Origin of the sequence: Pseudomonas sp. HD6422 (assembly GCF_025377065.1) — a bacterium.
GTDB classification, from domain to species: domain Bacteria; phylum Pseudomonadota; class Gammaproteobacteria; order Pseudomonadales; family Pseudomonadaceae; genus Aquipseudomonas; species Aquipseudomonas putida_U.
The window spans coordinates 20,318-45,310 of sequence record NZ_JAHWIW010000019.1; the positions used below are offsets into that span (position 1 = coordinate 20,318).

At 63.3% G+C, this 24,993-nt stretch carries 21 protein-coding genes; 12 read left to right on the forward strand and 9 right to left on the reverse strand.

Features of this window, described 5'->3' with window-relative positions; genetic code table 11:
• The first annotated feature begins 11 nt into the window (after nucleotides 1-11).
• From KY379_RS15195 to KY379_RS15215, 5 genes are read left to right on the forward strand one after another with little or no spacing between them, the layout of a single operon-like run.
• Nucleotides 12-1,343, forward strand: a complete 1,332-nt coding sequence (locus KY379_RS15195) for an aromatic ring-hydroxylating dioxygenase subunit alpha (RefSeq protein ID WP_261240726.1) — start codon at nucleotides 12-14, stop codon at nucleotides 1,341-1,343.
• Nucleotides 1,333-1,866 carry an aromatic-ring-hydroxylating dioxygenase subunit beta gene (locus tag KY379_RS15200; protein WP_261240725.1) on the forward strand — a complete coding sequence of 178 codons (534 nt, stop codon included), beginning with the start codon at nucleotides 1,333-1,335 and terminating at the stop codon, nucleotides 1,864-1,866. Before KY379_RS15195 ends, KY379_RS15200 begins: the two co-directional genes overlap by 11 nt.
• Nucleotides 1,866-2,465 carry a cysteine hydrolase family protein gene (locus KY379_RS15205; protein WP_261240724.1) on the forward strand — a complete coding sequence of 200 codons (600 nt, stop codon included), beginning with the start codon at nucleotides 1,866-1,868 and terminating at the stop codon, nucleotides 2,463-2,465. Before KY379_RS15200 ends, KY379_RS15205 begins: the two co-directional genes overlap by 1 nt.
• On the forward strand, nucleotides 2,462-3,256 hold the full coding sequence (locus tag KY379_RS15210; protein ID WP_133323926.1) for an SDR family oxidoreductase: 795 nt from the start codon (nucleotides 2,462-2,464) through the stop codon (nucleotides 3,254-3,256). Before KY379_RS15205 ends, KY379_RS15210 begins: the two co-directional genes overlap by 4 nt.
• A gap of 26 nt (nucleotides 3,257-3,282) precedes the next feature.
• A complete protein-coding gene (locus tag KY379_RS15215; protein WP_261240723.1) occupies nucleotides 3,283-4,518 on the forward strand; it encodes a dienelactone hydrolase family protein in 1,236 nt (411 codons plus the stop codon).
• 34 nt (nucleotides 4,519-4,552) lie between these two features.
• Here the strand turns inward: KY379_RS15215 and KY379_RS15220 are convergent, their stop codons facing one another.
• Together KY379_RS15220 and KY379_RS15225 are read right to left on the reverse strand one after the other, a co-directional pair.
• Nucleotides 4,553-6,610, reverse strand: coding sequence for a PAS domain-containing sensor histidine kinase (locus KY379_RS15220; RefSeq protein WP_261240722.1), 2,058 nt, complete (start codon nucleotides 6,608-6,610; stop codon nucleotides 4,553-4,555).
• A gap of 86 nt (nucleotides 6,611-6,696) precedes the next feature.
• Nucleotides 6,697-8,577 carry a sigma 54-interacting transcriptional regulator gene (locus KY379_RS15225; RefSeq protein WP_133323923.1) on the reverse strand — a complete coding sequence of 627 codons (1,881 nt, stop codon included), beginning with the start codon at nucleotides 8,575-8,577 and terminating at the stop codon, nucleotides 6,697-6,699.
• A gap of 208 nt (nucleotides 8,578-8,785) precedes the next feature.
• On the opposite strand from KY379_RS15225, the gene cynS reads away from it, so the two are divergent.
• From cynS to KY379_RS15240, 3 genes are all read left to right on the forward strand, one after another.
• The gene (gene cynS / locus KY379_RS15230) at nucleotides 8,786-9,226 is read left to right on the forward strand and encodes a cyanase (RefSeq protein WP_196174128.1); all 441 of its coding nucleotides are present in this window, start codon (nucleotides 8,786-8,788) and stop codon (nucleotides 9,224-9,226) included.
• Between the two features lie 66 nt (nucleotides 9,227-9,292).
• The gene (locus tag KY379_RS15235; RefSeq protein ID WP_196174126.1) at nucleotides 9,293-10,111 is read left to right on the forward strand and encodes a formate/nitrite transporter family protein; all 819 of its coding nucleotides are present in this window, start codon (nucleotides 9,293-9,295) and stop codon (nucleotides 10,109-10,111) included.
• A gap of 70 nt (nucleotides 10,112-10,181) precedes the next feature.
• Entirely contained in the window at nucleotides 10,182-12,035 is a 1,854-nt protein-coding gene (locus KY379_RS15240) for an ABC transporter ATP-binding protein (RefSeq protein ID WP_133323920.1), read from the forward strand.
• A 76-nt stretch (nucleotides 12,036-12,111) separates the two neighbouring features.
• Here the strand turns inward: KY379_RS15240 and KY379_RS15245 are convergent, their stop codons facing one another.
• Together KY379_RS15245 and KY379_RS15250 are read right to left on the reverse strand one after the other, a co-directional pair.
• On the reverse strand, nucleotides 12,112-12,489 hold the full coding sequence (locus tag KY379_RS15245; RefSeq protein WP_133323919.1) for a VOC family protein: 378 nt from the start codon (nucleotides 12,487-12,489) through the stop codon (nucleotides 12,112-12,114).
• Complete coding sequence (locus KY379_RS15250) at nucleotides 12,486-13,451, reverse strand: DNA-binding protein (protein ID WP_133323918.1); 966 nt, start codon at nucleotides 13,449-13,451, stop codon at nucleotides 12,486-12,488. Before KY379_RS15250 ends, KY379_RS15245 begins: the two co-directional genes overlap by 4 nt.
• Before the next feature lie 176 nt (nucleotides 13,452-13,627).
• Between KY379_RS15250 and KY379_RS15255 the strand changes: the two genes are divergently transcribed.
• Entirely contained in the window at nucleotides 13,628-14,815 is a 1,188-nt protein-coding gene (locus KY379_RS15255; protein ID WP_196174106.1) for an MFS transporter, read from the forward strand.
• A gap of 67 nt (nucleotides 14,816-14,882) precedes the next feature.
• Here KY379_RS15255 and KY379_RS15260 read toward each other — a convergent pair whose 3' ends face one another.
• Together KY379_RS15260 and KY379_RS15265 are read right to left on the reverse strand one after the other, a co-directional pair.
• On the reverse strand, nucleotides 14,883-15,611 hold the full coding sequence (locus tag KY379_RS15260; protein ID WP_133323911.1) for an SDR family oxidoreductase: 729 nt from the start codon (nucleotides 15,609-15,611) through the stop codon (nucleotides 14,883-14,885).
• A gap of 139 nt (nucleotides 15,612-15,750) precedes the next feature.
• Entirely contained in the window at nucleotides 15,751-16,749 is a 999-nt protein-coding gene (locus KY379_RS15265; RefSeq protein ID WP_261240721.1) for a LacI family DNA-binding transcriptional regulator, read from the reverse strand.
• A gap of 268 nt (nucleotides 16,750-17,017) precedes the next feature.
• On the opposite strand from KY379_RS15265, the gene KY379_RS15270 reads away from it, so the two are divergent.
• From KY379_RS15270 to KY379_RS15280, 3 genes are all read left to right on the forward strand, one after another.
• Nucleotides 17,018-18,616, forward strand: a complete 1,599-nt coding sequence (locus KY379_RS15270; protein WP_261240720.1) for an FGGY-family carbohydrate kinase — start codon at nucleotides 17,018-17,020, stop codon at nucleotides 18,614-18,616.
• Nucleotides 18,617-18,686: 70 nt separating this feature from the next.
• A complete protein-coding gene (locus KY379_RS15275; protein ID WP_261240719.1) occupies nucleotides 18,687-19,538 on the forward strand; it encodes a LysR family transcriptional regulator in 852 nt (283 codons plus the stop codon).
• 99 nt (nucleotides 19,539-19,637) lie between these two features.
• The gene (locus KY379_RS15280; protein WP_133323907.1) at nucleotides 19,638-20,633 is read left to right on the forward strand and encodes an aldo/keto reductase; all 996 of its coding nucleotides are present in this window, start codon (nucleotides 19,638-19,640) and stop codon (nucleotides 20,631-20,633) included.
• A gap of 135 nt (nucleotides 20,634-20,768) precedes the next feature.
• Here KY379_RS15280 and KY379_RS15285 read toward each other — a convergent pair whose 3' ends face one another.
• Genes KY379_RS15285 through KY379_RS15295 form a run of 3 tightly spaced genes read right to left on the reverse strand, consistent with a single transcriptional unit; the run spans nucleotide 20,769 to nucleotide 24,932 of the window.
• Nucleotides 20,769-21,827, reverse strand: a complete 1,059-nt coding sequence (locus KY379_RS15285) for a lipocalin-like domain-containing protein (RefSeq protein WP_261240718.1) — start codon at nucleotides 21,825-21,827, stop codon at nucleotides 20,769-20,771.
• Nucleotides 21,817-24,276: an ABC transporter permease gene (locus tag KY379_RS15290; protein WP_196174096.1), complete on the reverse strand. Its 2,460-nt coding sequence runs from the start codon at nucleotides 24,274-24,276 to the stop codon at nucleotides 21,817-21,819. Before KY379_RS15290 ends, KY379_RS15285 begins: the two co-directional genes overlap by 11 nt.
• Nucleotides 24,273-24,932 carry an ABC transporter ATP-binding protein gene (locus KY379_RS15295; RefSeq protein ID WP_133323904.1) on the reverse strand — a complete coding sequence of 220 codons (660 nt, stop codon included), beginning with the start codon at nucleotides 24,930-24,932 and terminating at the stop codon, nucleotides 24,273-24,275. The genes KY379_RS15290 and KY379_RS15295 overlap by 4 nt, the downstream gene beginning before the upstream one ends.
• Nucleotides 24,933-24,993: the final 61 nt, after the last annotated feature.

The window sequence follows — 24,993 nt, forward strand, 5'->3', positions numbered from 1 at the left end:
GAGGAAAAACCGTGATCCCTACCAATGAGCAAATCGCTGCCTTGGTCCGCGAGGACAGCGTGCATAAAAGCGTCTACACCGACCCGGTCCTGTTCAAGCTGGAGATGGAGCGAATCTACGGCTACGCCTGGATCTACGTCGGTCACGAAAGCCAGGTCAAGCAGCCTGGCGACTACCACACCACGCGCATCGGCGACCAGGACGTGGTCATGGTTCGTGGCGTCGATCGCCAGATCAATGTGCTCTACAACCGCTGCCCGCACAAAGGCGCCAAGCTAGTGGCCGACGGTGACGGCAGCGTCGGCAAGTTCTTTCGCTGCCCGTACCATGCCTGGACCTTCAAACTCGACGGTCAGCACCTGTCGGCGCCGCTGAAAAGCGGTTTCGAAGGCACCTGCTACGACCCCAAGCATGCCGACTTCTCGATGGTGAGCCTGGCACGGGTGGAGAGCTACCGTGGCTTCGTGTTCGCCAGCCAAGCCGCCCATGGCCCGGATCTCAAGCAGTTCTTGGGCGGTGTAATCACCTCCATCGACAACCTCTGCGACCGTTCGCCGGTCGGCGAAGTGGAAGTGGCCGGCGGCATCTTCCGGGTCCAGCAGCGCTCCAACTGGAAGGTGTTCTACGAAAACTTGCACGACACCATGCATGCCCGCGTCACCCACGAATCGTCGGTCGATGCCGCCCGCGAAGAAGCCCAGGCGCTAGGCGAAATGCCGTTCGAACTGTTGATCATGGACGGCAACGGCGAGCCCTACGACTTCTGGGAGAAGCTCGAACTGCGGGCCTACCACAATGGCCACGGCTACATGGAAGCGATCTTCGATCCGGCAGCGGCCGAGCGTGATGACGTGTCCCGCGCACATTTCGAATGCCTCAGCCAAGCCTACGGCGAGGGCCGCGCCCGCGAGATTCTTGGGATGAACCGCCATAACACGGTGATCTACGGCAGCGGTTCGCCGCACACGGTATTCATGCAGTTTCGCGTGATCCGCCCGATCGCAGTGGACCAGACCCTGGTCGAGATCCAGACCTTCCGCTGCAAGGGCGCTCCGGATGCGGTATTCGACCGTGCCCTGACCTACGCCAACGTGATCAATTCCCCGTCCTCCAACGTGATGCCCGACGACGTGGAGGTCTATGCCCGTTGCCAGGAGGGCAACATGACCCGCGGCGGCGACTGGATCAGCATGCACCGCTACGTCGGCACCGACCTGGTCCTGGAAGACGGCGCCGTCTCGTCCAATGGCACCAGCGAGCTGCCGATGCGCAACCAGTTCGCGGCCTGGAAGCACTTCATGACCGCCACCCTGATCGCCAAGGAGAGTACCCATGCTGCTTGACCGCCAGATCGACGTCGACACCCGCTCGCTCACCCCGGCCAACGTGCCGGGCGAAACCCTGCGCCAGCTGGAGCAGTTTCTCTACCGCGAGGCACGCCTGCTCGATGAGCGGCGCTTCTGGGAATGGGACCAATTGTTCACCGACAGCGGCATGTACTGGGTGCCGCAACAGCACGGGCAGGACAACCCGTTCGACCACATCTCGCTGTTCTGGGAGAACCGCATGCTGCGCGAGGTGCGCATTCGCCGGGTGGAGAACGCCCGTAACTGGTCCCAGCAGCCGCAAACCCAGACTGCGCACCTGGTCGGCAATGTGATGGTCGAAGGTCTGGATGCCCAGGGCTTGCTGGTGGTCAGCGCGACGTTCCAGGTCAGCGAGTGGCGCCTGCAGCAGCGTCAATTAGCCGGGCGTTACACCTACAAGCTGGCGGCTCAGGACGGCGGCGGCTGGAAGATCCAGCTCAAGCGGGTAGACCTGATCAACTGCAACGACGTGTTCGCCAACCTCGAGGTGTTCGTCTGATGCCTGCGCCCGTGGTCATTGCCCTGCATTACCAGAACGATGTACTGCACCCGGACGGCAAGATCCGCGTCGGCCTGGGCGCTGAGGACAGCGCGCGTGTCACCCTGCTGGACGCCGCCAGGCGCCTGCTCGATGGCGCCCGGGCGCGCAACTGGTCAATCATCCATGTGCGGGTGGCATTTCGCCCCGATTACGCCGACTTGCTGCAGAACGCGCCTATCCTGCGCAGTGTGGCAGCCATCGGCGCGGTGCAGGAAGGCAGCTGGGGCGCCGAGTTCTTCAGCGACCTGGCGCCGCTGGCCAATAGTGACGAGTTGAGCGTCACCCACCAGCGTATCAATGCCTTCTACGGCTCGCCGCTGGAGCAGCTGGTGCACAAGTTCCGCGCCCAGCGCCTGCTGATCGCCGGGGTTGCCACTCACTCGGTGGTGGAAAGCACAGTGCGCCATGCAGTGGACTGCGGCTTCGAGGTCACCGTGGCCGCCGATGCCTGCGCCTGCGCCGATGCCGACGCTCACACCGCTTCGCTGGCCAGCATGGCGTTGATCGCACGTATCTGCGACGTCGACCAGGCCTTGCAATGGGAGGATGCCGCATGAGGCTCGAAGGCAAGGTGGCGATCGTCACCGGCAGTACCCAGGGGCTCGGACTGGATATCGCGCAGCAGCTGCTGGCGGCTGGCGCGCAGGTCATGCTGGTGGGACGCAACGCCGCCAATGGCCAGGCATTGGCCGACGCGATGGGCGAGCACTGTGCGTTCAGCGTGTGCGACGTAGAGCGCGACGAGGACATCCAGCGCTGCATCGAAGCGACCCTGACACGCTTCGGTCGTGTCGATATCCTGGTCAACAACGCCTGTCTATACGCCGACCAGGGTCTGGCTTCGACCCGCGCGCAGTGGCTGCAGACGCTGAACGTGAACCTGGTGTCGGCAGCCATCTTCACCCAGCAGGTGGCGCCGCTCTTGCCGGCCGACGGCGTGGTGGTCAACATCGGCAGCACTGGCGGCAAGTTTGGCGCCGCCGGACGCGCCCTGTACCCTGCGTCCAAGGCGGGCATCCTGCAATTGACCAAGAACCTCGCGGTGGCACTGGCGCCAAGCGGCATTCGCGTGCTCAGCGTGTCGCCGGCCTGGACCTGGTCGCCCAGCGTGGCAACGTTCAGCGGCAACGACCCCATTCTAGCCGATCGGGTCGGCGCGCCCTTCCACCCGTTGGGCCGGGTCGGCCGTGGCGAGGAGGTCGGCAGTGTGGTGGCTTTCCTGTGCTCCCCGGGGGCCAGTTGGATGACCGGCATCGACGTGCCAGTGGATGGCGGTTTCTCCATCCTCGGGCCCGACCGGGGCGTGTCTCCACGGGTGTGGTTCGAACAATACCGCGACAGCCAATAATTCTTACAATCGATGAGGTAGCAGCAATGGGCAGGACGATTCAGATACAGGCACCGGACAGCAGCGCAACCTTCAGCGGTTATCTCGCGGTGCCGGCCAGCGGCAAGGGCCCTGGCGTGGTAATCGGCCAGGAAATCTTCGGGGTCAATGCCAACATGCGCGCAGTGGCCGACTTCTACGCCGAGGAAGGCTACGTGGCACTGGTGCCCGACCTGTTCTGGCGCCTGCAACCCGGCCTTGAACTGGGCTACACCGAGGCGGAATTCAAGACGGCCATCGACCTGTTCCAACGCCTGGACGTCGATCTCGCCGTGCAGGATATCGACGCCAGCTTCGCCGCCCTGCGTGCGCTGCCAGAAGTCCAAGGCGAACGCCAGGGCTATGTCGGCTTCTGCATGGGCGGTAAACTCGCCTGGCTGACCGCTACTCGCACCCAAGCCGCCTGTTCGGTGGGCTATTACGGCATGGGCATCGAACACTTGCTGCACGAGGCGGAACGCCTCAAGGGGCGTTTCGTGTTGCACATGGCCGAGAACGACGCCTACTGCGATGCCTCGGCACGGGCTCAACTGACCGAGCACCTGGCCAGCAACGACAAGGTCGAGCTGTACCTCTACCCGGGCGCCGACCACGCCTTCGCCCGTGCCGGCAGCGAACACTTCGACAAGTCGGCCTCGCTGATGGCCCACGAACGCAGCATCGCCGCACTCAAGCGGGAAATCGGCCCGAACTTCAATCTCTCGGCCCTGTGGGAAGAACACATCAAGCACGAGTTCGATACCCGCGACGTGCCCGCGACCATGGCGACGATGGTCGCGCAACCCTACGTCAACCACATCCCGACCATGACCGGAGGCGTCGGCGCCGAAGAATTGAGCCGCTTCTACCAGCACCACTTCGTCCACGGCAACCCGCCGGACATGAAGCTGATCCCGATCTCACGCACCATTGGCGCACTGCAGATCGTCGATGAGTTCATCCTGTGCTTCACCCACACCACCGAGATCGACTGGCTGCTGCCCAACGTCGCCCCCACCGGCAAGCCCGTGGAGATCCCGATGATCGGGGTGGTCAAGTTCCGCGGCGACAAGCTCTATCACGAGCATATCTACTGGGATCAGGCCAGCGTGCTGGTGCAGATCGGCCTGCTCGATCCCGAGGGGCTGCCGGTGGCGGGCGTGGCGACGGCACGCAAGCTGCTGGACGAGGGCTTGCCGTCCAACACCTTGATGCAACGTTGGAGCGATAGCGCAGGCCAGTGAGCCTGAACGCCGTGGGTAGCTGCCAACGAAGCGGCTACTTCACGGTCTCGCGGTTCCCTGGCCTACGCAGCAATCCCTCCACGCTGAGCGTCAGCGCTTCCAGGGCAAATGGCTTGGTCAGCACAGCACTCAATGGATCGCTAGGGGTACTGTCCAATAGGTGGGGCTGGGCATACCCGGAGATGAACAGCACCGGTAGCCCTGGCCGGGTTTCGCGCCCTGTCTCGGCCATTTGCCATCCGTCGATCCCCCCTGGCAGACCGATATCGGTCACCAACAGATCGATACGGGTGTCCGAACGCAGCAGTTGCAGGCCCGCCAGGCTGTCGGCCGCCTCGATCACCACATAGCCGTAGCTGCCCAGTACCTCGCTCACGAACAGCCTCACCGACGGCTCGTCATCGACGACCAGAACGGTCTCATCCGGCAACGCCAAGGGCCGCTCATCAGGGGCATGTGCCAGGTGAGGCGCCTCGGCCTGGCCGACGTGGCTGGGCAACTGCAGGTACACACGGGTACCTCGGCCTTCGCGGGATTCGATCCTCACCTGTCCGCCGGACTGCTTGGCGAACCCGTAGATCATCGATAGTCCCAAGCCCGTACCGGCGCCGACCGGCTTGGTCGTAAAGAAAGGTTCGAAGGCCTTGGCCAAGGTTTCGCCATCCATGCCGATGCCATCGTCGGCCACGCAGATGGTCAGGTAAGTCCCGGGCATCAGCTCGGGGTCGAGCTGAGGGCCTGACTCCAGTGCCTGGTTGTAGGTGCAGACCGCGATGGAGCCGCCATTGGGCAGAGCATCACGTGCATTGATGCACAGGTTCAGCAGGGCATTCTCGACCTGTGCCGGGTCGACCAGACATGTGCTCGCGGCGGCTTCCAGAGCCACGCTGAGGTTGATCGAGGGTCCGACGGTACGGCTGATCAGCTCTTCCATGTCGCGCACCAGCGCATTCACATCGGTCAGTACCGGTTGCAACGTCTGGCGCCTCGAGAATGCCAGCAGCCGGTGCGTCAAGGATGCCGCTCGCTGCGCCGCGCCACGGGCCACCGCCAGGTAGCGCTCGACGTCGGCGATACGGCCTTGCCCCAAGCGCAACATGATCAAGTCCAGGCTGCCGGTGATGCCCGCCAGCAAGTTGTTGAAATCATGGGCGATGCCGCCGGTCAACTGGCCGACCGCTTCCATCTTCTGCGACTGACGCAGCGCTGCCTGGGCGGCCTCGCGTTCGGCCACGGCCTGGTTGACCCGGGCCTCCAGCGTGCGGTTCAGCTCCAGCAACTGCGCCTCGGCCTGCCTGCGGGCCGTCACGTCGATGGACGACCCGATCAGACCGGTGACCTCTCCGGCGTCGTTGAGCAGTGGCGCCTTGATCGACAGCCAGTAGGTCGCCGAGCCATCGGGCATGTCCACCCGCTCCTCGATCTGTACGGTCTTACCTCCGCGCATGACCCTTTGATCGGTCTCCATCACCTGGCGGGCCTGGTCCTTGTCTTCCAGGAACTCCAGGTCGGTCTTGCCAAGATAGAACGACGGCGGCTTGCCGATCAGCAACGTGGCGCCGTGATTGGCCACCAGCATCCGGCCGTCGCGGTCCTTGGCATAGACCACGCCCGGCACAGCAGCGGTGAAGGTATGCAACAACGCCGACATGCGGTCGCGCTCGGCTTCGGCGGCGCGGCGCGACTCGATATCCATGAGTACGCCCGGAAACCGCACCGCCGTCCCGCTGGCGTCCATTTCGGCGCGGCCATTGGCCTCGACCCAGCGATAACTGCCATCGGCCTGGCGCACGCGATATTCGCAACGAAAAGCACCGCCTTGGGCCATGGTGGCCTGGATGTCTGCCATGACCCGCTCGCGATCGTCGGCGTGGATCGAAGCGAAAGCCTCCTCGATCGCAATGCCAGCCAGGCACTTGTCGGCAGGCAGGTCGAAAGAGCGTGAAAAGCGCTCGTCGGCGGTCACGCGATTAATGGGAATGTCCCAGACCCAGGTGCCAATGATGGCACCGGCGTCGAGCGCCAGCTGCAAGCGCTCGGCGGCGGTGGTCGGAAAGGCCTGTTCCGGATGATCCGGGGAGTCGCGGTGCATGGTATTTCGGTTCCTTCAACTGGCGGGGATGCTCACATGGCCCGCTGTCTGGCGGGCATCCTCGAAAACAGGCCTGCTTCAGCTGGCTATTTCATCTTGTATTGCCTCGGGTCGATGCCCCATTTCTTCAGCCGCGAAGCCAGTGTAGTTGGCTTGAGCCCCAGCAACCGGGCCGCACCGCCCTCCCCGGATACCTTGCCGGCCGTGCGTATGAGCACGGCAATCACATTCTGCTTCATCTGCCGTTGCCAGTCCTCATCCGCGGTAGGCTCGGCATCCGCGTCCCAAGGCTGACTGCCGACCTGCGGCGCTTGGCTGGCCGCTGCCAGCACATCATCGAATCGGAGGCGCCCGTCCCGGGCGACGATGGTCTGACGCTCGATGACGTTCTGCAGTTCACGAATATTGCCGGGCCAAGCGTACTGTTTGAGCAGCTCCACCTGCGTCAAAGGCAGGCGTACGTCGGGCTTGTTGAATGCCTGGCTGGCCCGCTTGAGGAAATGGCTGGCCAGTAGCGGGATATCCTCGACTCGCTCGCGAAGCGGCACCGACCGGATCGGAAACACGTTCAGGCGGAAGTACAGGTCCTCGCGGAAGGTGCCCTGCGCCACCATGGTCCGCAAATCACGATTGGTGGCAGCGATCACCCGCACATCGACCGCTTTGGTGCGGTTGTCGCCCACCGCCTCGAACTGGCGGTCCTGCAGCACTCGCAGCAGTTTGCTCTGCAGCTCCAGTGGTATTTCGCCGACCTCGTCTAGAAACAAGGTACCGCCATCGGCCAGCTCGAACCGCCCCACCCGGTTACTGACGGCTCCGGTGAACGCCCCTTTGAGGTGCCCGAAGAACTCGCTCTCGAACAATTCACGGGGCACCGCCGCACAGTTGACCCGGATCAGCGGCCGTTCCGCACGTCGGCTGCTGGCATGGATGGCGCGGGCGACCAGTTCCTTGCCGGTGCCGGACTCGCCGGTCACCAGCACGTTGGCATCGGTGGCGGCCACCAGCTCGATCTGCTGGATCAGATGCTTCACCGCCGGGCTCTTGCCGACGATCTCGTGGTGATTGGCGTGGGCGTTGAGTTCTTCCTGCAGGTACTGGTTCTCCATTTCCAGTCGACGCTGCAACTGCTCCACCTCGCTCAATGCTTCGCGAAGCCGCGCTTCGGTGCGCTGGCGTTCGCGGATGTCACGAAACAGCACCACGGCGCCGACCAGTCGCCCCATCTCGAAGATCGGCGTGCTGGTGTACTCGACCGCAATCGGTTCGCCGTTCTTGTGCCAGAACACTTCCTGGTCCACGCGGTGGACCTGACCATCGGTGAACGAAGCATGGATCGGGCACTGGTCGACCTCGAAGGCACTGCCATCGCGGTGACTGTGGTGAAACAGCAGGTGAGCGTCCTGGCCGATCATGTCGGCGGCGCTCCAGCCCAGGATGCGCTCGGCGGCGGGATTGATGAAGGTGGTCTGGCCACGGGTGTCCAGGCCATAGATGCCCTCGCCGACTGCGCCGAGAATCAAGCGGTTCTGCTGCTGGATACGCTCGAACACCTGGCCTATGCGCTCCCAACCGACGTGGCCCAGGCGATGCTGACGGCGCGCTTCGGCACGGTTACGGCGCTGTTCGAGCAGGTCACGGCGTTGGATCATCATCAGTATGCGGTTGCCCTGGGTGGCGCGGGCGATGATCTCCACCGCATGCTGACGATGGTGCAGATCGACCAGCGCCAGATCGTCGGACCAGGCTTCGCCTTGGGTCAGGACCTCGTCGCTGAAACTTACCCAGAGTGAGATGGCACCCCGTACGAAACGGCTGAAGGTCAACTCATCCGAGGATTCGGACCCACAGCCGAGCAATTGAAGTGCCACCGGGTTGGCCTGCACGATCCGATCCTGCACCGGGTCCACCAGGAGCATGGCGAAAGGTGCGTCGGCGCAGGTGTCTTGAGCCAAGGGCGCTGGCATACGCGAAATCTCTAAGGGACATTTAACGAAAAATCGTAAATCGCACTCCGATATTTCGTCATTCACGAAAAATCGTCAACCAACTTGCCCGCGAGCAATAGGAATTCTCTTTTTAATCAAAAGGTTATGGATAATTCGGTAATTGGCACGTCTCTCGCTATAGGGCTATAGGAACCTCCCATCCGCAACGCACCGAGAGAGACAAACAATGACCAAAGCCGAAATGCACCACCTGATCATGGCTGCTAAAGCGCGTAAGGGCCTGACCTGGGACGATCTCAGTGCAGCCGTGGGGAAAGCGCCGGTGTGGCTGGCCTCAGTCTGCTACGGCATGAACAGTGCCCCGCAGGAGGTCGCCGCACACCTGTGCGAAGTGCTCGACCTCGACGACACCGTTGCCCAGACCCTGACAGTGTTCCCGGTCAAGGCCTGGGACCAGGCCATTCCACAGGATCCACTGATCTATCGCCTATACGAGGTCGTCGGTGTCTATGGCCCGACGCTCAAGGACGTGATCCAGGAAAAGTTCGGCGACGGCATCATGAGCGCGATCGACTTTTCCATGCACGTCGAGAAGATCGAAGATCCCAAAGGGGACCGGGTGCAACTCACCCTCAATGGCAAGTTCCTGCCCTACCGCTCCTGGTAAAGGCTGCTGACTCCCGGCATCTCCACCGGGGATGCCGACCACCGCTTCGTGTCGAGGAATACGCCCATGTCTTATCTGTTACCCAGCGAGTTCGTGACCAAGATGGTCGATGCCGGTGCATCGAAGATCCATATGTCCACGCGCGACACCTTGATCCGCGGCTACATGGCCGGCGCGATCCTTGCGCTGGCAGCGGTGTTCGCCGTCACCATCGCCGTGCAGACCGGCTCGCCGCTGCTCGGCGCGGTTTTGTTCCCCGTAGGCTTCTCGATGCTGTACCTGATGGGCTTCGACCTGCTCACCGGGGTTTTCATGCTCACGCCACTGGCGCTGCTCGACAAACGCCCTGGCGTGACGGTGCGCGGTATCCTGCGTAACTGGGGGCTGGTGTTCGTCGGCAACTTCGCCGGGGCGCTGACCGTTGCATTGATGATGGCGTTCGTCTTCACGTACGGCTTCAACGCTTCTCCCGGCGCGGTCGGAGAAAAGATCGCCAGCATCGGCGAAGCACGGACCTTGGGGTACGAGAAGTATGGCCTGGCCGGCTGGCTGACGATCTTCCTGCGCGGTGTGTTGTGCAACTGGATGGTGTCGATGGGCGTGGTCGGGGCGATGATCTCGACGTCGGTCAGCGGCAAGGTGATCGCCATGTGGATGCCAATCATGCTGTTTTTCTTCATGGGCTTCGAGCACTCGGTGGTCAACATGTTCCTGTTCCCATCGGCGATGATCATGGGCGGCGGCTTCTCGATCATGGATTACCTGATGTGGAACGAGATTCCGACCGTGCTGGGCAACCTGGTCGGTGGTCTGGCATTCACCGGGCTGACCCTGTACGGCACCCATGGGCGAACCGTGCAGGCCAAGGGCGCAGCGATGCAATAAAGCAATCGTTTGCCCTCAAGACGGTGATTGGATGGCAGAATCTCCTGACTTGGCACTTCAGGAGACTCCCATGCTGCGTGTGTTCGAACGCCGCCTCGACCCCTTCCCACCCGACGAGTTGCCGCCGCCACCGGTCGGCCTGCTGCGTTTTCTCTGGGCCTGCACCCGCGGTGCGCGTGGATACGTACTGGCGCTTTCGCTCCTTGGTGCCGCTGTCTCCATTTATGAAGCCTGGCTATTTTCCTTTCTCGGCCAGATCGTCGACCTGATCTCCGCCTGGAAGGCAGGGAGTGTCAGCGATGGTCATGTGCAGAGCATGTTGTGGGGCATTGCCATCGTCCTGATAGCCAGCATCGCGCTGGTCGCGCTGCGGACGATGGTCCAGCATCAAGTCTTGGCGATCAACCTGCCGTTGCGCCTGCGCTGGGATTTCCACCGCCTGATGCTGCGGCAAAGCCTGTCGTTCTTCTCCGACGAATTCTCCGGCCGGGTCACCACCAAGGTGATGCAGACGGCCCTTGCGGTGCGTGAAGTGCTGTTCACGGTGATCGAGATCGTGCCTGGGATTGGCGTGTATTTCATCGCCATCGTGGCCCTGGCAGGCGCGTTCGCCCTGAAGCTGATGCTGCCGTTCATTGCCTGGATGGCCTTGTTCGGGCTCGCCATGGCCTACTTCGTGCCGCGCCTTGGCAAGGTCGGACAGGAACAGGCGAACGCTCGCTCGTCGATGACCGGCCGCGTCTCGGACGCCTACACCAACATCACCACGGTCAAGCTGTTTTCCCACTCCAAGCGTGAGGCGCACTTCGCCCGTGCGGCGATGGAAGATTTCAAGCAGACAGGCTTCCGCCAGATGCGCCTGGTCAGCCAGTTCGAAATCGTCAACCAGATACTGCTGGTCATCTTGATCCTCAGCTCAGGCGGCTATGCCCTGTGGCTGTGGCAACAAGGCGAAGTCGGTACCGGTGCGGTGGCTGCAGTCAGCGCCATGGCCTTGCGCATCAACGGCATGTCGCACTGGATCATGTGGCAGATGACCTCTCTGTTCGAGAACATCGGTACCGTGCAGGACGGCATGGCCACCCTCACCCGCGGTCCCAAGGTCCAGGACGCGCCGAATGCCGGCACCCTGCTGACCCAGGGCGGCGCAGTGACCTTCGATAACGTGAGTTTCAACTACAACGGCGAGCGCCAAGTGCTCGACGGCCTGAGCCTGACGATTCGCCCAGGCGAAAAGGTCGGCCTGGTGGGTCGGTCCGGTGCCGGCAAGTCCACGCTGATCAACTTGCTGCTGCGTTTCTATGATGTCGACAGCGGCGTCATTCGCATCGACGGACAGGACATTGCCAAGGTCACCCAGGACAGCCTGCGCAGTGCCATCGGCATGGTCACCCAGGACACCTCGCTGCTACACCGCTCGATCCGCGACAACATCGCCTATGGCCGCCCCGAGGCGACCGAGGAGCAGATCCGCAGCGCGGCATTGAAGGCCCAGGCCGATGGTTTCATCAGCCAGTTGAACGACCGTCAAGGCCACAGCGGCTACGACACCCTGGTCGGCGAGCGCGGCATCAAGTTGTCCGGCGGCCAGCGCCAGCGCATCGCCATCGCCCGGGTGATGCTCAAGAACGCACCGATCCTGTTGCTCGATGAGGCCACCAGTGCACTCGACTCCGAGGTCGAAGTGGCGATCCAGGAAAGCCTGGACGAAATGATGCAGGACAAGACCGTCATCGCCATCGCCCACCGCCTCTCGACCATCGCGGCCATGGACCGGCTGATCGTCATGGATGAGGGGCGGATCATCGAACAAGGCACCCATGCCGAACTGCTCGCCAGAAACGGCACCTATGCGCGACTGTGGCAGCACCAGAGCGGAGGGTTCCTGGGCGAAGACCAGGGGATGGCCGAAGCGCTGGAATAGGCGCAGAGCCGCCTCGAACCCATGCTGCCCCTGGAGTACATTCGTACTCCAGGGTGCTCGTCAGCCTTTCCCGCCTTCAGAGCAGTTCGGAAATCTCGATCAGGTTCAGATCCGGATCCCGCACGTACACCGAGCGAATCGGCCCCGTGGCACCGGTCCGTTCGATCGGACCTTCGACGATCGGCCAGCGCTGGGCCTGCAACTGAGCGATGACTTGCTCCAATCCGCTGCTGGCGATGAAGCACAGGTCCAGGGCGCCGGGTACCGGCAGGTGCGCCTTGGGTTCGAACTCCCGGCCGCGCTCATGCACGTTGATCTTCTGGTTGCCAAAACGAAAGGCCAGGCGCCCTGAACCAAAGGTATCCGCCTGCATACCCAACACCCGCACATAAAAGTCTTTGCAGGCTTGTACATCGACGGTGGTCAGTACCAGGTGGTCAAGATGATCGATCATCGAGTCGTCTCCGTAGGGGCAGTTTGAAGGGCCTGCAGTTGTGCCAGCAACGTCGCCTCCCGTGCCTGACCAGCTGCATGTGCGGCACGCAGGTCAGCGACCTGGGCGCCAAGCATCTCGAGCTGCTCCTGCAACAACCCCTTGGCCCCTTCTGCACGGGCGGTGGCCGCGTTGGCGAGCCCGACATCGCCGCGCAGGCGCTCTGCCGCTTCACGTTGCAGGGCTGCCTCCCGGGTCTGTTGGCGGTGCTCGCCGAGCAGGCGTTCGTTGTCGCGAATCAGCCGGGTGATTTCGTCTTGTTTTACCATCAGCGTTTGCTGCAGCAATGTCTGCTCCTGTTGCAGCTGCTGGAGCTGTGCCTCGTGGCGACGCAACTCCTGGTCGCGTTGCTCCTTGGCTGCGCTGCGGTAATGCTCCAGGGCATCACGTGCATGTTGGTGCTTGTCTTCGAGCGAGCGAATCTGTTCGTCCTTTTCCCGCACGCGCACCTCGAGGTCGCTGCAACTCTGACTGATACGGGCGTTGCGGGTGATTTCGGACTGCAGGCTCGATTGCGTGGTCTTGAGCTCCTCGACCTGCGCCTGCAGGGCCGCTTGCAGGCGCGCGACCTCCTGGTGCGAAGCGGCCAACTGCGTCGTAAGCGTGGCGGCGCCTTGCTCCAGCATTGCGCGCTCTTGTGCAAACGCTGCACGCTCTTGAATCAGCGCCTCGTTACCCTCCTCCATTAGCCTTTCCAGCAACTTGGCTACCAGATGGGACAGTTCGTCGCTCAACCGTGCCGGCTCCGTTACAGGGCGTGGATCGTGCGAGCCGAGTTCCTTCAGATAGCGTTGAATGGTGGTTTTCGATCCGGTATTGCCCAGCTCTATACGGACTGCGTCGATACTGGGATTCTGGCCCCGGGCCAGCAGTGCTTCGCGCGCTTTGCGCACCAGGACCAGGTTGATACCGCCTCTTGCCATGATCGCCCCTAAATTGCGTCGTACCGTGTTACGGCTTATGTGGTACGCCGGATCCTAGCCTGTTATGGCTTGTAGATCCATGAGCAAGCGCCCTGCAAATACCACCTCGACGAGGCAGGCGCCGAGCCTCTAGAATCACTGCTTTATTGTTTCAGCGTATTACGATAAGGATCCCGATGTCAGTTCATGAAGCGCCGCCGCTCACCCGTTCCAGGAGCACGGTGGCGAAGATGGAGGCCGCCATGGCCCTTGGAAGCTTCGCTATTGGCACCGGCGAATTTTCCATCATGGGTTTGATGCCCGATATCGCCCACAACCTGAACCTGACCGAACCCCAGGTCGGCCACGCGATCAGCGCTTATGCCCTGGGCGTGATGGTCGGCGCGCCAGCGCTGGCCATCCTCGGCGCCAAGCTGTTGCGCAAGCACATGCTGCTCCTGCTCATGGCCCTGTATGCCATCGGCAACCTGGCCACCGCCATAGCCCCTTCCTACTTCGGCCTGGTGGCCTTCCGCTTCATCAGCGGCCTACCCCATGGCGCCTATTTCGGCATCGCTGCGGTGGTGGCCTCGAGCATGGTGCCCAGCGGGCAACGCGCCGGCGCCGTGGCCCGGGTGATGATGGGCTTGACCTTGGCCATGCTGCTGGGCAACCCGATCGCGACCTTCCTCGGCCAGTTCTTCGGCTGGCGCTCAGCCTTCTTGCTGGTGGGGCTGATCGCCGTGTGCACCATCGCTTCGGTCTGGCGCTACGTGCCCCAGCCCCATGACGAGGTCCGCAGCGACCCACGCAAGGAACTCCAGGCCTTCCGCCTGCCGCAAGTGTGGATGGCGCTGTCCATCGCTGCCATCGGCTTTGCCGGGATGTTCTGCGTGTTCAGCTACCTGGCCCCGACCATGCTGGAAGTGACCCAGGCTGCGCCTCAGTGGATTCCGTTCGGCCTGGCCGCATTCGGTCTCGGCGGCATCATTGGCAACATTGCCGGTGGCAAGCTCTTCGACACCCTGCAGTTCCGCGCCGTGGGCGTGGTACTGGTTTGGTCCACGGCAGTGCTGCTGTTCTTCCCGTTTGCCGCCCACAATCTGTGGTCGCTACTGCTGGGTATCGCCCTGGTCGGCACCATGATCGCCCTGGCCGCGCCGCTGCAGATCCGCCTGATGGACATCGCTCACGAGGCCCCCAGCCTTGCTGCTGCTTCCAATCACGCTGCGTTCAACCTGGCCAATGCCCTCGGCCCCTGGTTCGGTGGCATGGCCATCAGCGCCGGCCTGGGCTGGACCAGTACCGGCTATATCGGTGCCGCTACGGCATTGGCGGGCCTGGCCTTGTTCCTGGTTGCACGGCGTATGAAAGGCGGGGCGTGATTTCGCTCGGCATCACATGGTGTGATCCACGCCCTCGCCGATGGGCACCATCCCGCCCTGGCGGGCTCTACATGTCGAAAGCCGAGGGCAACACGACCATGTCGCGAATGGTGACGTTGCGCGGACGGGTCAGCATGTACATCACGGCATCGGCCACCGCCTGCGGTTCGATCAACGTACCGTTGGCTTTGGCCTTGGCCAGGTTTTCCGCTGGCCAATCGGCCAGCAGCGGGCTCACCACAGGGCCAGGTGAGACGGCACCGACACGCACACCCTTGGTGTTCACCTGGCGGCGGACCGTCTGCACGAAGCAATTGACCGCCCATTTGGACGCTGAATACACCGGCTCCCAGGACACCGGAAAGTGCCCCGCTACCGATCCGGTGACCACGATGTCGCCGGTGCCCCGCTCGATCATGTGCGGCAACACATCCCGTACGTTTTTGATCACGGCATTGACGTTGAGGTTGAGCATGCGGTCGATGGCGGCCGGATCGGCTTCGGCAACATCGCCACCGAGGTAGCAACCGGCGTTGGCGTAGAGGATGTCAAGCTTGCCTGCTCGCTCCAGCACTCCCGGCAACAACGTCGCGCAACTGTCGGGATCGAGCAGATCAATGTGCAGCGGCACCGCTGCCTCTCCCAGGCGCTCGCAGGCCCGCGCCAATGCGGCCTCGTCGCGATCGACCAGCACCACGTAAGCGCCGGCGGCTATCATCGCCTCCGTGGTCGCCAGGCCGATACCGGATGCCGCACCGGTTACCGCCGCAACCTTGCCTTCCAATTCATTAGCCATTCGATGTCCCCTCGCCCGCGTTGCGGGTCGTTGATCTTGTTCTGAGAGAAATGTTGACGTTTACATTCCCGGGGCAAAAAACCCGAGCGAGGGCGACTTTATTGCCGCTTCGCTGCCAATGTCAACGTCTACATTCGCTTCAGGAATCCAGCCTGCCCTCAAGCACTCGATCGGTTAATGGCGCATCGGGGTCGTCGATCCTGCCCAGCAACAGGCTGATCGCTTCCAACCCCAACTGCACGCTGTCGTGACTGACGCAGGGGATCGGCTCGCCATAGATGCCGGCGTAATGCACGTGGTCGATGCTGAACAATGCAATGTCCGCCCTACCCAGCCCCTGCTCGCGCATCGCTTGCAGCGCGCCGAGGGTGATCAGCGCATTGAGGCCGTAGATCACATCGGGGCGCTTGCCTTGACGCAGGTACTCACCGACCGCCTGGTAGGCCGGCGCCTGGGTGTAGTCGCCATAAAGCACCTCCAGGGTTACCGGCTCGCTGCAACCGGCGAGCGCCCGCCGAATGCCTTGCAGGCGACGCAGCGTGATGTCCGAGTGTTCCGGGCCGCCCACCACCAGCAGGTGGCGGTGGCCCTGCGCCAACACGGCCATGGCTCCTCGATAGCCGCTTTGTTCGTTGTCCAGATAAACCCCGGCGAACGGCGCGCCGGCCAGCTTGCGGTCGATCTGCACGACTGGAATCCCGGCCATCTCGAGTTTGCCGAGGTAATCCGGCTGGTATCGCTCATCGTCCGATACCGTCGACAGCAGGATGCCTGCCACCTGGTAGCTGAGCAGTGTGTCCATGGCCCGCGCTTCGAGCTCCGCCGAGCCGTCGGTATCGAACAGCATCAGCGTGTAGTCACGCTTCTTGGCCTCGCGGGTAATCGCCTTGATGATCTGGCCATAGAACGGGTTGTCCAGGCTCGCTGTCACCAGCCCGAACAGCCGGCTTTCGCGGTTTTTCAGGTTGCGGGCGAAAGCGTTGGGCACGTAGTTGAGCTCGCGGGCGACCTTGAGGATCAGCGCCAGGGTTTCCTTCTTCACCTTCTCCGGCTGGTTGAGTGCGCGGGACACCGTGACCGTGGTCATGTTGACCCGGCGGGCGATGTCGGTAATGGTGGCTTTGCCTGCTGACTTCATGGCCGCTCCTTCTCGCGCTGGCTTGGTCGTGCCTCGATCAACGGGGCCTGGAAGGCCCGCTGGATGTTCGGGGAAGGCGTATTGTAATGGCAAAACCCCTGTGCTAGCTTGCGCCCATGTTGACGTTGACAACATGACGTGCTGATTGCCTGTAAACGCCCTCATTCCTGCCATGGGCGTTTTTTTGATCGATGGAATGTTAACGTCTACATTGCTCTATCCGAACGGGATTTCACAACAACAACCCAGGCAGAATGAGGCCTTGAGCATGACCTACGTGATCGGCGTCGATATCGGTACGCAAAGCACAAAAGCCCTGCTGACTTCGACCAAAGGCGCCATCCTGGCCCAGGCGTCGATCGCCTACCAGGTCGAACAACCTTATCCACTGTGGGCCGAACAATGGCCGGACGTATGGCTCGATGCCGTCCACGCGACCATCGCCGAAGTGGTCGCGCAAAGCCATGTACCTGCCAACGAAATCAAAGCCATCTGCGTCAGCAGCCTGTACGGTGGCTCTGGAATCCCGGTGGATGGCGACATCCGACCGCTGCACCCCTGCCTGATCTGGATGGATCGCCGCGCTACCGCCGAAACCGAGTGGGTTCGCCAGCACATCGATCTGGAACGACTGCAAGCCATCAGTGGCAATGGCGTCGACAGCTACCATGGCTTCACCAAGATGCTCTGGATCAAGCGCAACCAGCCCGAAGTCTGGGCGCGCACGCGGTACCTGCTGCCGCCCAACAGCTATGTGCAGTTTCACCTGACCGGCGAACTGGCCGTGGATCACAGCTCGGCCGGCAACATCGGCGGGGTGTACGACATTCGTACGCGCACCTGGTCGATCGAGTTGATGGATGCTTTGGGCATCGACCCGGCATTGATGCCGCAGCGGTTGGTCGATTCCAGCGAAATCGTCGGCGGCCTCACCCCGGCCGCCGCCACACGCCTAGGCCTGGCGCCCGGTACAGCGGTGGTGGCCGGTGGCGTCGATGCAGCCATGGCGACCCTGGCTGCCGGGGTGATAGAGCCGGGCAACCATGTGGCGATGATGGGCACCAGCATGTGCTGGGGCTTCATCAATCGGCAGACCGACGCCAGGCTGGGCCTGGTCAGCATGCCCTACGTGCACAACCCTGCCGATAACATCTACATGTTCGGTGGCGCCATCGCCACGGGTGCTTCGGTCAGCTGGTTCCGCGACCAGTTCTGCACACAGGAGAAACAGACGGCGGCGTTGTCGCCCGGCGTCGAGGTGCACCAGTTGATGGAACGCGAGGCTGCCAACACGCCGGCTGGCGCTGACGGCCTGGTGTTCCTGCCCTACCTGATGGGCGAGCGCAGCCCGGTCTGGGACGCCCAGGCCAGTGGCGCCTACGTCGGGCTGTCCTTGTTCCATACCAAGGCCCATCTCTACCGCGCAGTGCTCGAAGGCCTGGCATTCGCCTTGCGCCACAATATGGAGCGCGGGCAACAGGCAGCCGTGCGTCTGGACCCTGAGCTGATCGTGGTCGGTGGCGCCGCAGCATCGGACTTGTGGATGCAGATCATCGCCGACATCACCGGCTACCCCGTCATGACCATCGAACAGGCCGTCGAAGCACCTCTGGGCGGCGCCATGCTCGCAGCACTGGCCATCGGCGAGATCAGCAACCTGGAACAGGTGCGGAACTGGCGGACCCTGTGTCCTCGTGCCAAGCCTGATCCAGCCAACCGGCGCACCTACGACCGGCTGTACGACGTCTACTGCAACCTCTACCCGGCATTGAAGCCGAGCATGCATGACCTGGCGCAACTACGCCAGGCTCCGCGCCCCTGCACTGCACCGCCATGCACCAAGGCCCCCGCCCCGATCGACGCGTGAGCCTGGCCCTGTCTGGCTGGCCTACCGAGCCCCCCACCAGTACCATGCGGGGGTACAACAGAGGCCAGCCATGTTCGATTGGGAAGATCTACGTCACTTCAGCGCGTTCACACGCAGCGGTTCACTCTCGGCTGCTGCCAAAGTGCTGGGGGTCGACCATGCCACCGTCGCTCGACGCATCGCGGCACTGGAAGCGGCGCTCAACCTCAAGCTGGTGGATCGCCGCCCCAGGGCCTACGACCTGACCGAACAAGGCCATCGGCTGGCCGAACTGGCCGAGCAGATGGCGCAAGGTTCCTTCGCCGTTGAGCATTTCGCCAGTGCCGGTCAGCAACAAGTCGAGGGCGAAGTGGTGCTGTCGGCACCACCCGCCCTGCTGGGCAGCATCATCGCCCGTCGTCTGGGCGAGTTGTATCGCCGCTACCCACGCCTGCGCCTGCAGTTGGTAGGTAGCAAATCACGTGCGTCACTGGTTCGGCGCGAAGCGGACATCAGCGTAGCGTTGACCCGCCCCAGCGAGCCCACTTTGGTGGCCAGCCTGCTCGGCCACCTGGACTACCGCCTCTACGCTGCCCCTGAATATCTGCGCTGCGCCTGTACACCGCGCTATATCGGCTACGATGCCTCCCAGGCGAAGTCGCCACAGCAGCAATGGTTGCTGGAACAGACCGGACACGCCCCCTTCGCCCTGCAAAGCAACGACCTGCGTATTCAGGCCCAGGCCGCCGCCGGCGGTATCGGCATCGCCTGTCTACCGGCGTTCATGGCCGAGGAACATGGTCTCGAGAGCATCGGTCCGGCCGAGCAGACCATGAGCATCGAGATCTGGCTGGCCGTGCACGAGGACGTGCGCAGCACTCCACGGATCAAGGCAGTCACCGATTTCCTCGGCCAGCAGGTCAAGCCCCTGCTGCGCTTGTGAATTTTTGCAGGTCAGCCCTGCGCCGATACGGAGTTTCCGCACCACCGCCGGGCGGCTACGCTTTACCGACCGCTGGAACACTCACTCAAGGAGACACCGATGCAGTACGTCAAGCTGGGCAACACTGGCCTGGACATCTCGAAATTGTGCCTGGGCTGCATGACGTTCGGTGAACCGGACGCCGGGACCCACCCCTGGACCCTGGGCGAGGCGGATAGCCGGCCGATCATCCGCCACGCGGTCGAGCAAGGCATCAACTTCTTCGACACTGCCAACAGCTACTCCGCCGGGACCTCGGAAATCATCCTCGGCAAGTTGCTCAAGGAATTCACCCGTCGCGATGAAACGGTGATCGCGACCAAGGTCTTCTACCCGGCCAACATGTGGGAAGGCAGCAATCGCCCCAATGAGCAGGGCCTGTCGCGCAAGGCGATCATGACCGCCATCGACGCCAGCCTCACGCGCCTGGGTACCGACTACGTCGACCTTTACCAGATTCACCGCTGGGACTACCACACCCCCATCGAAGAGACCATGGAGGCCCTGCACGATGTGGTCAGGGCGGGCAAGGCCCGCTACATCGGCGCTTCGTCGATGTATGCCTGGCAATTCGCCAAGGCCCAGCAGGTCGCCAGCAGCCATGGCTGGAGCCGTTTCGTATCGATGCAGAATTACCTCAATCTGCTGTACCGCGAAGAGGAACGGGAGATGATCCCGCTGTGCCTCGACCAGGGCGTAGGTCTGATGCCGTGGAGCCCCATGGCCCGAGGCCGGCTGACCCGCCCCAACGGCCTGCAGACCGAGCGTACCCGCACCGACATCTCTGGCCGCTCGTTCTATGAGAAAACCGAGACCGAAGATGGCCGGGTGATCGACGTGGTCGAGCAACTGGCGAAGGAGCGAGGAGTGCCGATGGCGCAGGTGGCACTGGCCTGGGTTTTGGCCAAGCGCGGCGTCTCGGCCCCCATTGTCGGCGCATCCAAGGCGGCACAGCTCGACGATGCGATCGCCGCACTGGACCTGCAGTTGAGCGTCGAGGACATCGCTCGCCTCGAAGCCCCTTACGTACCGCATGGGGTGACCGGTTTCAAGTGAGACCGGCCGCCAGCTTAAGAGCATCGCCAGGGATGTGTAGTGCCGCCGATATCGAGCGCCGCCCGCGCGGCGCTCGATATCCGCGGCACCACAACTCCCCAATGAACGCTTCGCCAACACTCCGCGAACCTATTCTCAATACCCCGTCATCTCCAAGTATCCCTGCCCACCGCCACTCACCCGCACCGGCCCTTCCCAATAAGGAAACCGCGTCCCCATCCAGGCCTTGGGCTCGATCGCTTCGACCTGCACATCCACCTGCACCGAAGGCACCTGCACCCGCCAGCGGGTAGGCACCTGCTTGCCGTTGTCCTGCCGTGTCCAGGCCAAGGGGGTGAGTTCGAGCTCGCTGCCTTGCAGCGCCCTCGCCTGCCCCTGAGGGTCGATCCAGGTCCCGGCCCGGTATGGCGCGCCCTTGTCCTCTCGCACCTGGAACAGCATCAACTTGGCACCGCGGGCCAAATGCAGGGAAAACCAGTCCCAACCGCTTTGCCCGGCTGCCAGTGGCTGGCTGCTCCACTCCCGGTCGAGCCATGCCTGCCCGGTCACGGCAATACGCTGCCCATGGCGCTGCACTTCGCCGCGAACCCGATAGAACGGCTGGCTGTAGTAATACGACGCCTGGCCCTTGCCGGACTTCTCGCTATAACCCTGGGCGCCATGCAGCACCAGAGGACGGTCGCTGGCCAGGTCCAGGTCGTAGCTGAAACCCTGACCGTTGGCGCGCATGCGCAACTGCTCGATACCCGACTGGCCCTGCAGCGACCAATCATTGATCCAGGCGTGGAACGGCTGGGCCTCGGCGCCGGCCTGGCCGATGCCACCGCGGGCCAGGGTCTCGCCGACCTGATGGCCGCCTGGACCGGTCAAGGCCGCATGCCCCATCCACAGGTTTGCGCTGCTCCACCCGGTCGTCTGCGGACCGGCACGCAAGGCCGAGCGGAACAGGGTCCATTGCACGCCCCAATCGCGGCCCTGGGCATCCTTGAGGTTGGCCGTGACGTACCACCATTCGATGCGAAAACCGTCATGGGCGGCATGGTCGCGCGGGAATACGAGCGCTGTGTTGGGCACCACCTGCTTGAACGCAGAGGCATCGGCACCGAGCCCGGCATAGCTCTGCGGTGCGGGCGCTGGCGGGTCGCACGCGGCCAGCAACAGGCACGTGAGTAACAGCCAGGGTTTAACGTTCATCGCTGAACTGGCGCAACAAGTCGCTCGGCTGGCGGCGAGCCAGTTGCCACAGCGGCCAAGCACTGGCGAGCAGGCTGGTCAACAGGCCCAGCGCGGCCAGTTGCAGCAGTTGACCAGGAAACGCGTGCCAGGGTAAGCGCCAACCGAAGGCCTGCACATTCACCACGGCCACCAGGCACCAGGCCAGCAGCAGGCCCAGAGGAATGGCCAGCAGCACGGTGAAGCCGCTGAGCAGCAGCATCTGGCCAAGGCTCAACCACGCCAGCCAGCGGCGCGGAACGCCCAGTGCCCACAGCGGTGCCAACTGGCCCAGTCGCCGTTGGCCCAACGTCAATTGGCTGATGAACAATGCCACCCCGGCTACCCCCAGGGTCAGGCTGTTCAATGCCGCAGTCACCGCGAAGGTCCGGCTGAACACCTGGGTCGACCAGGCTTTCAGGCTGGCCTGCTCGACCAGTTGGTTATCGTCCAGCGGGAAACGTTGCTGCACCTCGCGCTTGATGGATTCGACTTCACCGGGGCGGGCCAACACGCTCAAGCCCGTCAGGCTGGCGCCCGGTGCGTGGTGGCGCAACCAGTCGGCGTTGAGCAGAACATGTCCCTTGGGGTTGCCGTAATCGGCATAGATGCCGACCACATTCAGTTGCTGAGGTGGTTCGCTCGGCAAGGCGATGCGATCGCCGAGCCAAATCCCGAGGCGGCGCGCAAGTTGTTCGCTGAGCATGGCCCCTCGGCCCGATGCCAGTTGGCCCCAGGCCGATGGCGTCTGTTCCAGCAGTGGCCAATGTTCGCGGTAGAACGCATGATCCACCACTCCCTGGACCTCCACCGGCCAGTGTTCCAGGCGCCATTCCACTCGCCAACTGGGCAACACGCTGCGCACAGCCGGATCTTGCCGTAACCACTGCACTATTTGCTCAGCCTGGGCGCTGTCGCGCGGACTGACATAAAGGTCTGCGGCCAGGCGTTGATCCAGCCAGCCAATGAAGGTGCGCCGGAAACCTTCGGTCATGCCGCCCACACCAACGCTAGCCGCCAATGCCAGCAATAACGCCATCAAGGCCAAGCTCAGCGCGGGCAACTGCTGGCGGCTGTCCGCGACAAACCATTGCGCCAACGGACGCCGGCAATGCCGTGCCACCCTGCCAAGCAAAGCTGCAAGCACACCGGGCAGCAGCAATGCAGCTGCCAACAGCAGTGCTGCAAGCATGGCGAATGCGCTGGGCAAGCCGTTACCCAATTCAGCACAGCCCCAGGCAATCATCAGCAACACGATGCCAACCAATGCCTGGCGTTTCAGCCAGGGTAATTGCGCCAGGCGCCAGGCCTGTGGCTGCGCCAAGGCCAGCAACGGCAGGCGTGCGGCACGCAGCAGGCTGTCGCAGCCGGCAAACAATGCGCCGAGCACTGCCACACCAATGCCGCCCAGCCACCACCCCAACGGTAGCTGCAATTGCCCTGCGACCCGCGCGCCATACAAGCCTTGCAGGCTAGAGGCGACGTCCGGCAGCAACAGGGCCGCCAGCCTATATCCCGTCAGCAGCCCCACGCAGCCACCAGCCAGGGCGAACAGGCCAAGCTCCAGGGCCAATGCGGCCAAGAGCGTGAACAGGCTGACGCCACAGGCACGCAAGGTGCGGATCAACCCGCGGCGCTGCTCCAAGGCCAGGCCGATGGCGGCGTGGGCGATGAACAGCCCGACCACGAAGGCCAGCAGGCCCAATGCGGTGAGGTTGAGGTGAAAGCTTGCGGTCAGCCGCTCCAGGTCACCGTCGTCGGTTGCGGACAGTACCTTCAGGCGAGCAGCGATAGCCTCTGGCAATGCTCGCTCGGCACTGCCAATCAAACGCGATAGCTGTCCAGGCGCGTTGAGCAGTGCCTGTGCCTGACCGATGTCGACGACGATGACCCCTGGCGCCAGCTGTTCGCTCAAGATCAGCGGCGGCAAGGTCTGCCCGTCTGCCGTCTGCGGCTGATCGCCAACCTTTCGGCGCAATTGGCGCAGGGTGTCCGGTCCGATCCAGGCTTGCCCCGGCGCCCCGATGAACGCTTGCAGGTCGAACCCCTGCGTACCGGCGCCGGCCACCGACATGCCCGGCAGCAGACTCAGCGGCTCTATGCCGATCAGCCGCAGACTGATCTGCGGCTGATCGGCGATACGCAGGCGGCCTTCGAGCACTGGCGTCACCTGCCAGCCTTGCTTGCGCAACTGGACATACAACGCCTGGTCGAAGCGCTGGCCGTCGCGGGCCACGATCTGTGGTAGCGCGGGTCCCGCCAGCACCGCCCGGGCCTGGGCGTAGTCGCTGCGCGCCTGGGTGTTGAGTGCTTGTACGCCGGTCCACAATGCAGTGGCCAGCCACAAGCCGGTGAAGATACCCAGGCATTGCAGGCGATGGCGCCACCAATGGCTGCACAAGGCCTGCAACGTGATGCGCAGGGTACTCATCGACGCTTCACCTGGCCGTTGTGCAAGACACAGCGCTGTTCAAGCCGGGCCGCCAAGCGTTGGCTGTGGGTGACCATCAAGAGGCTGCTGCCGGCCTCGGCGACCAACTGCAACAGCAGGGCCATCACCTCATCGCTACTGGCCTCGTCGAGGCTGCCGGTGGGTTCGTCGGCCAACATCAGCGCGGGTTTGCTCGCCAGGGCGCGGCCGATGGCGACGCGCTGCTGCTGGCCACCAGACAGTTGCTCGGGATAACGTTGCAGCAGCGATGCCAAATCCAGGCGCTGCGCCAGGTGGTCGATCCAGGCGGGATCGTGGCGGCCGGCCAGACGCGCCTGGAAGGCAAGGTTGGCTGCCACATCCAGGCTGCTGATCAGGTTGTACTGCTGGAACACCAGGCCGATGCCCTCGCGACGCCAACGAGCCAGAGCGGGCTCGCCATGGCTGTCCAGGGGCCGCCCGTCGATCAGGATGCGGCCGCTGTCGGGGCGGTCGAGTCCGGCCAGCAGGTGCAACAACGTGCTCTTGCCACTGCCCGACTCGCCCATCAGGGCCAGACTGGCACCGGCAGCGAGAGTCAGGTCGACGCCGCGCAAGACATCCAGCGGGCCTTGGGCGGTGGAGAACGACTTGTGCAGCTGTTCGACGACCAGCATCGGAGGGCCTTTTTGTCAGGATCAGACACTAGGCATAGCTGGTGATGCCGCTTGGGGGCAA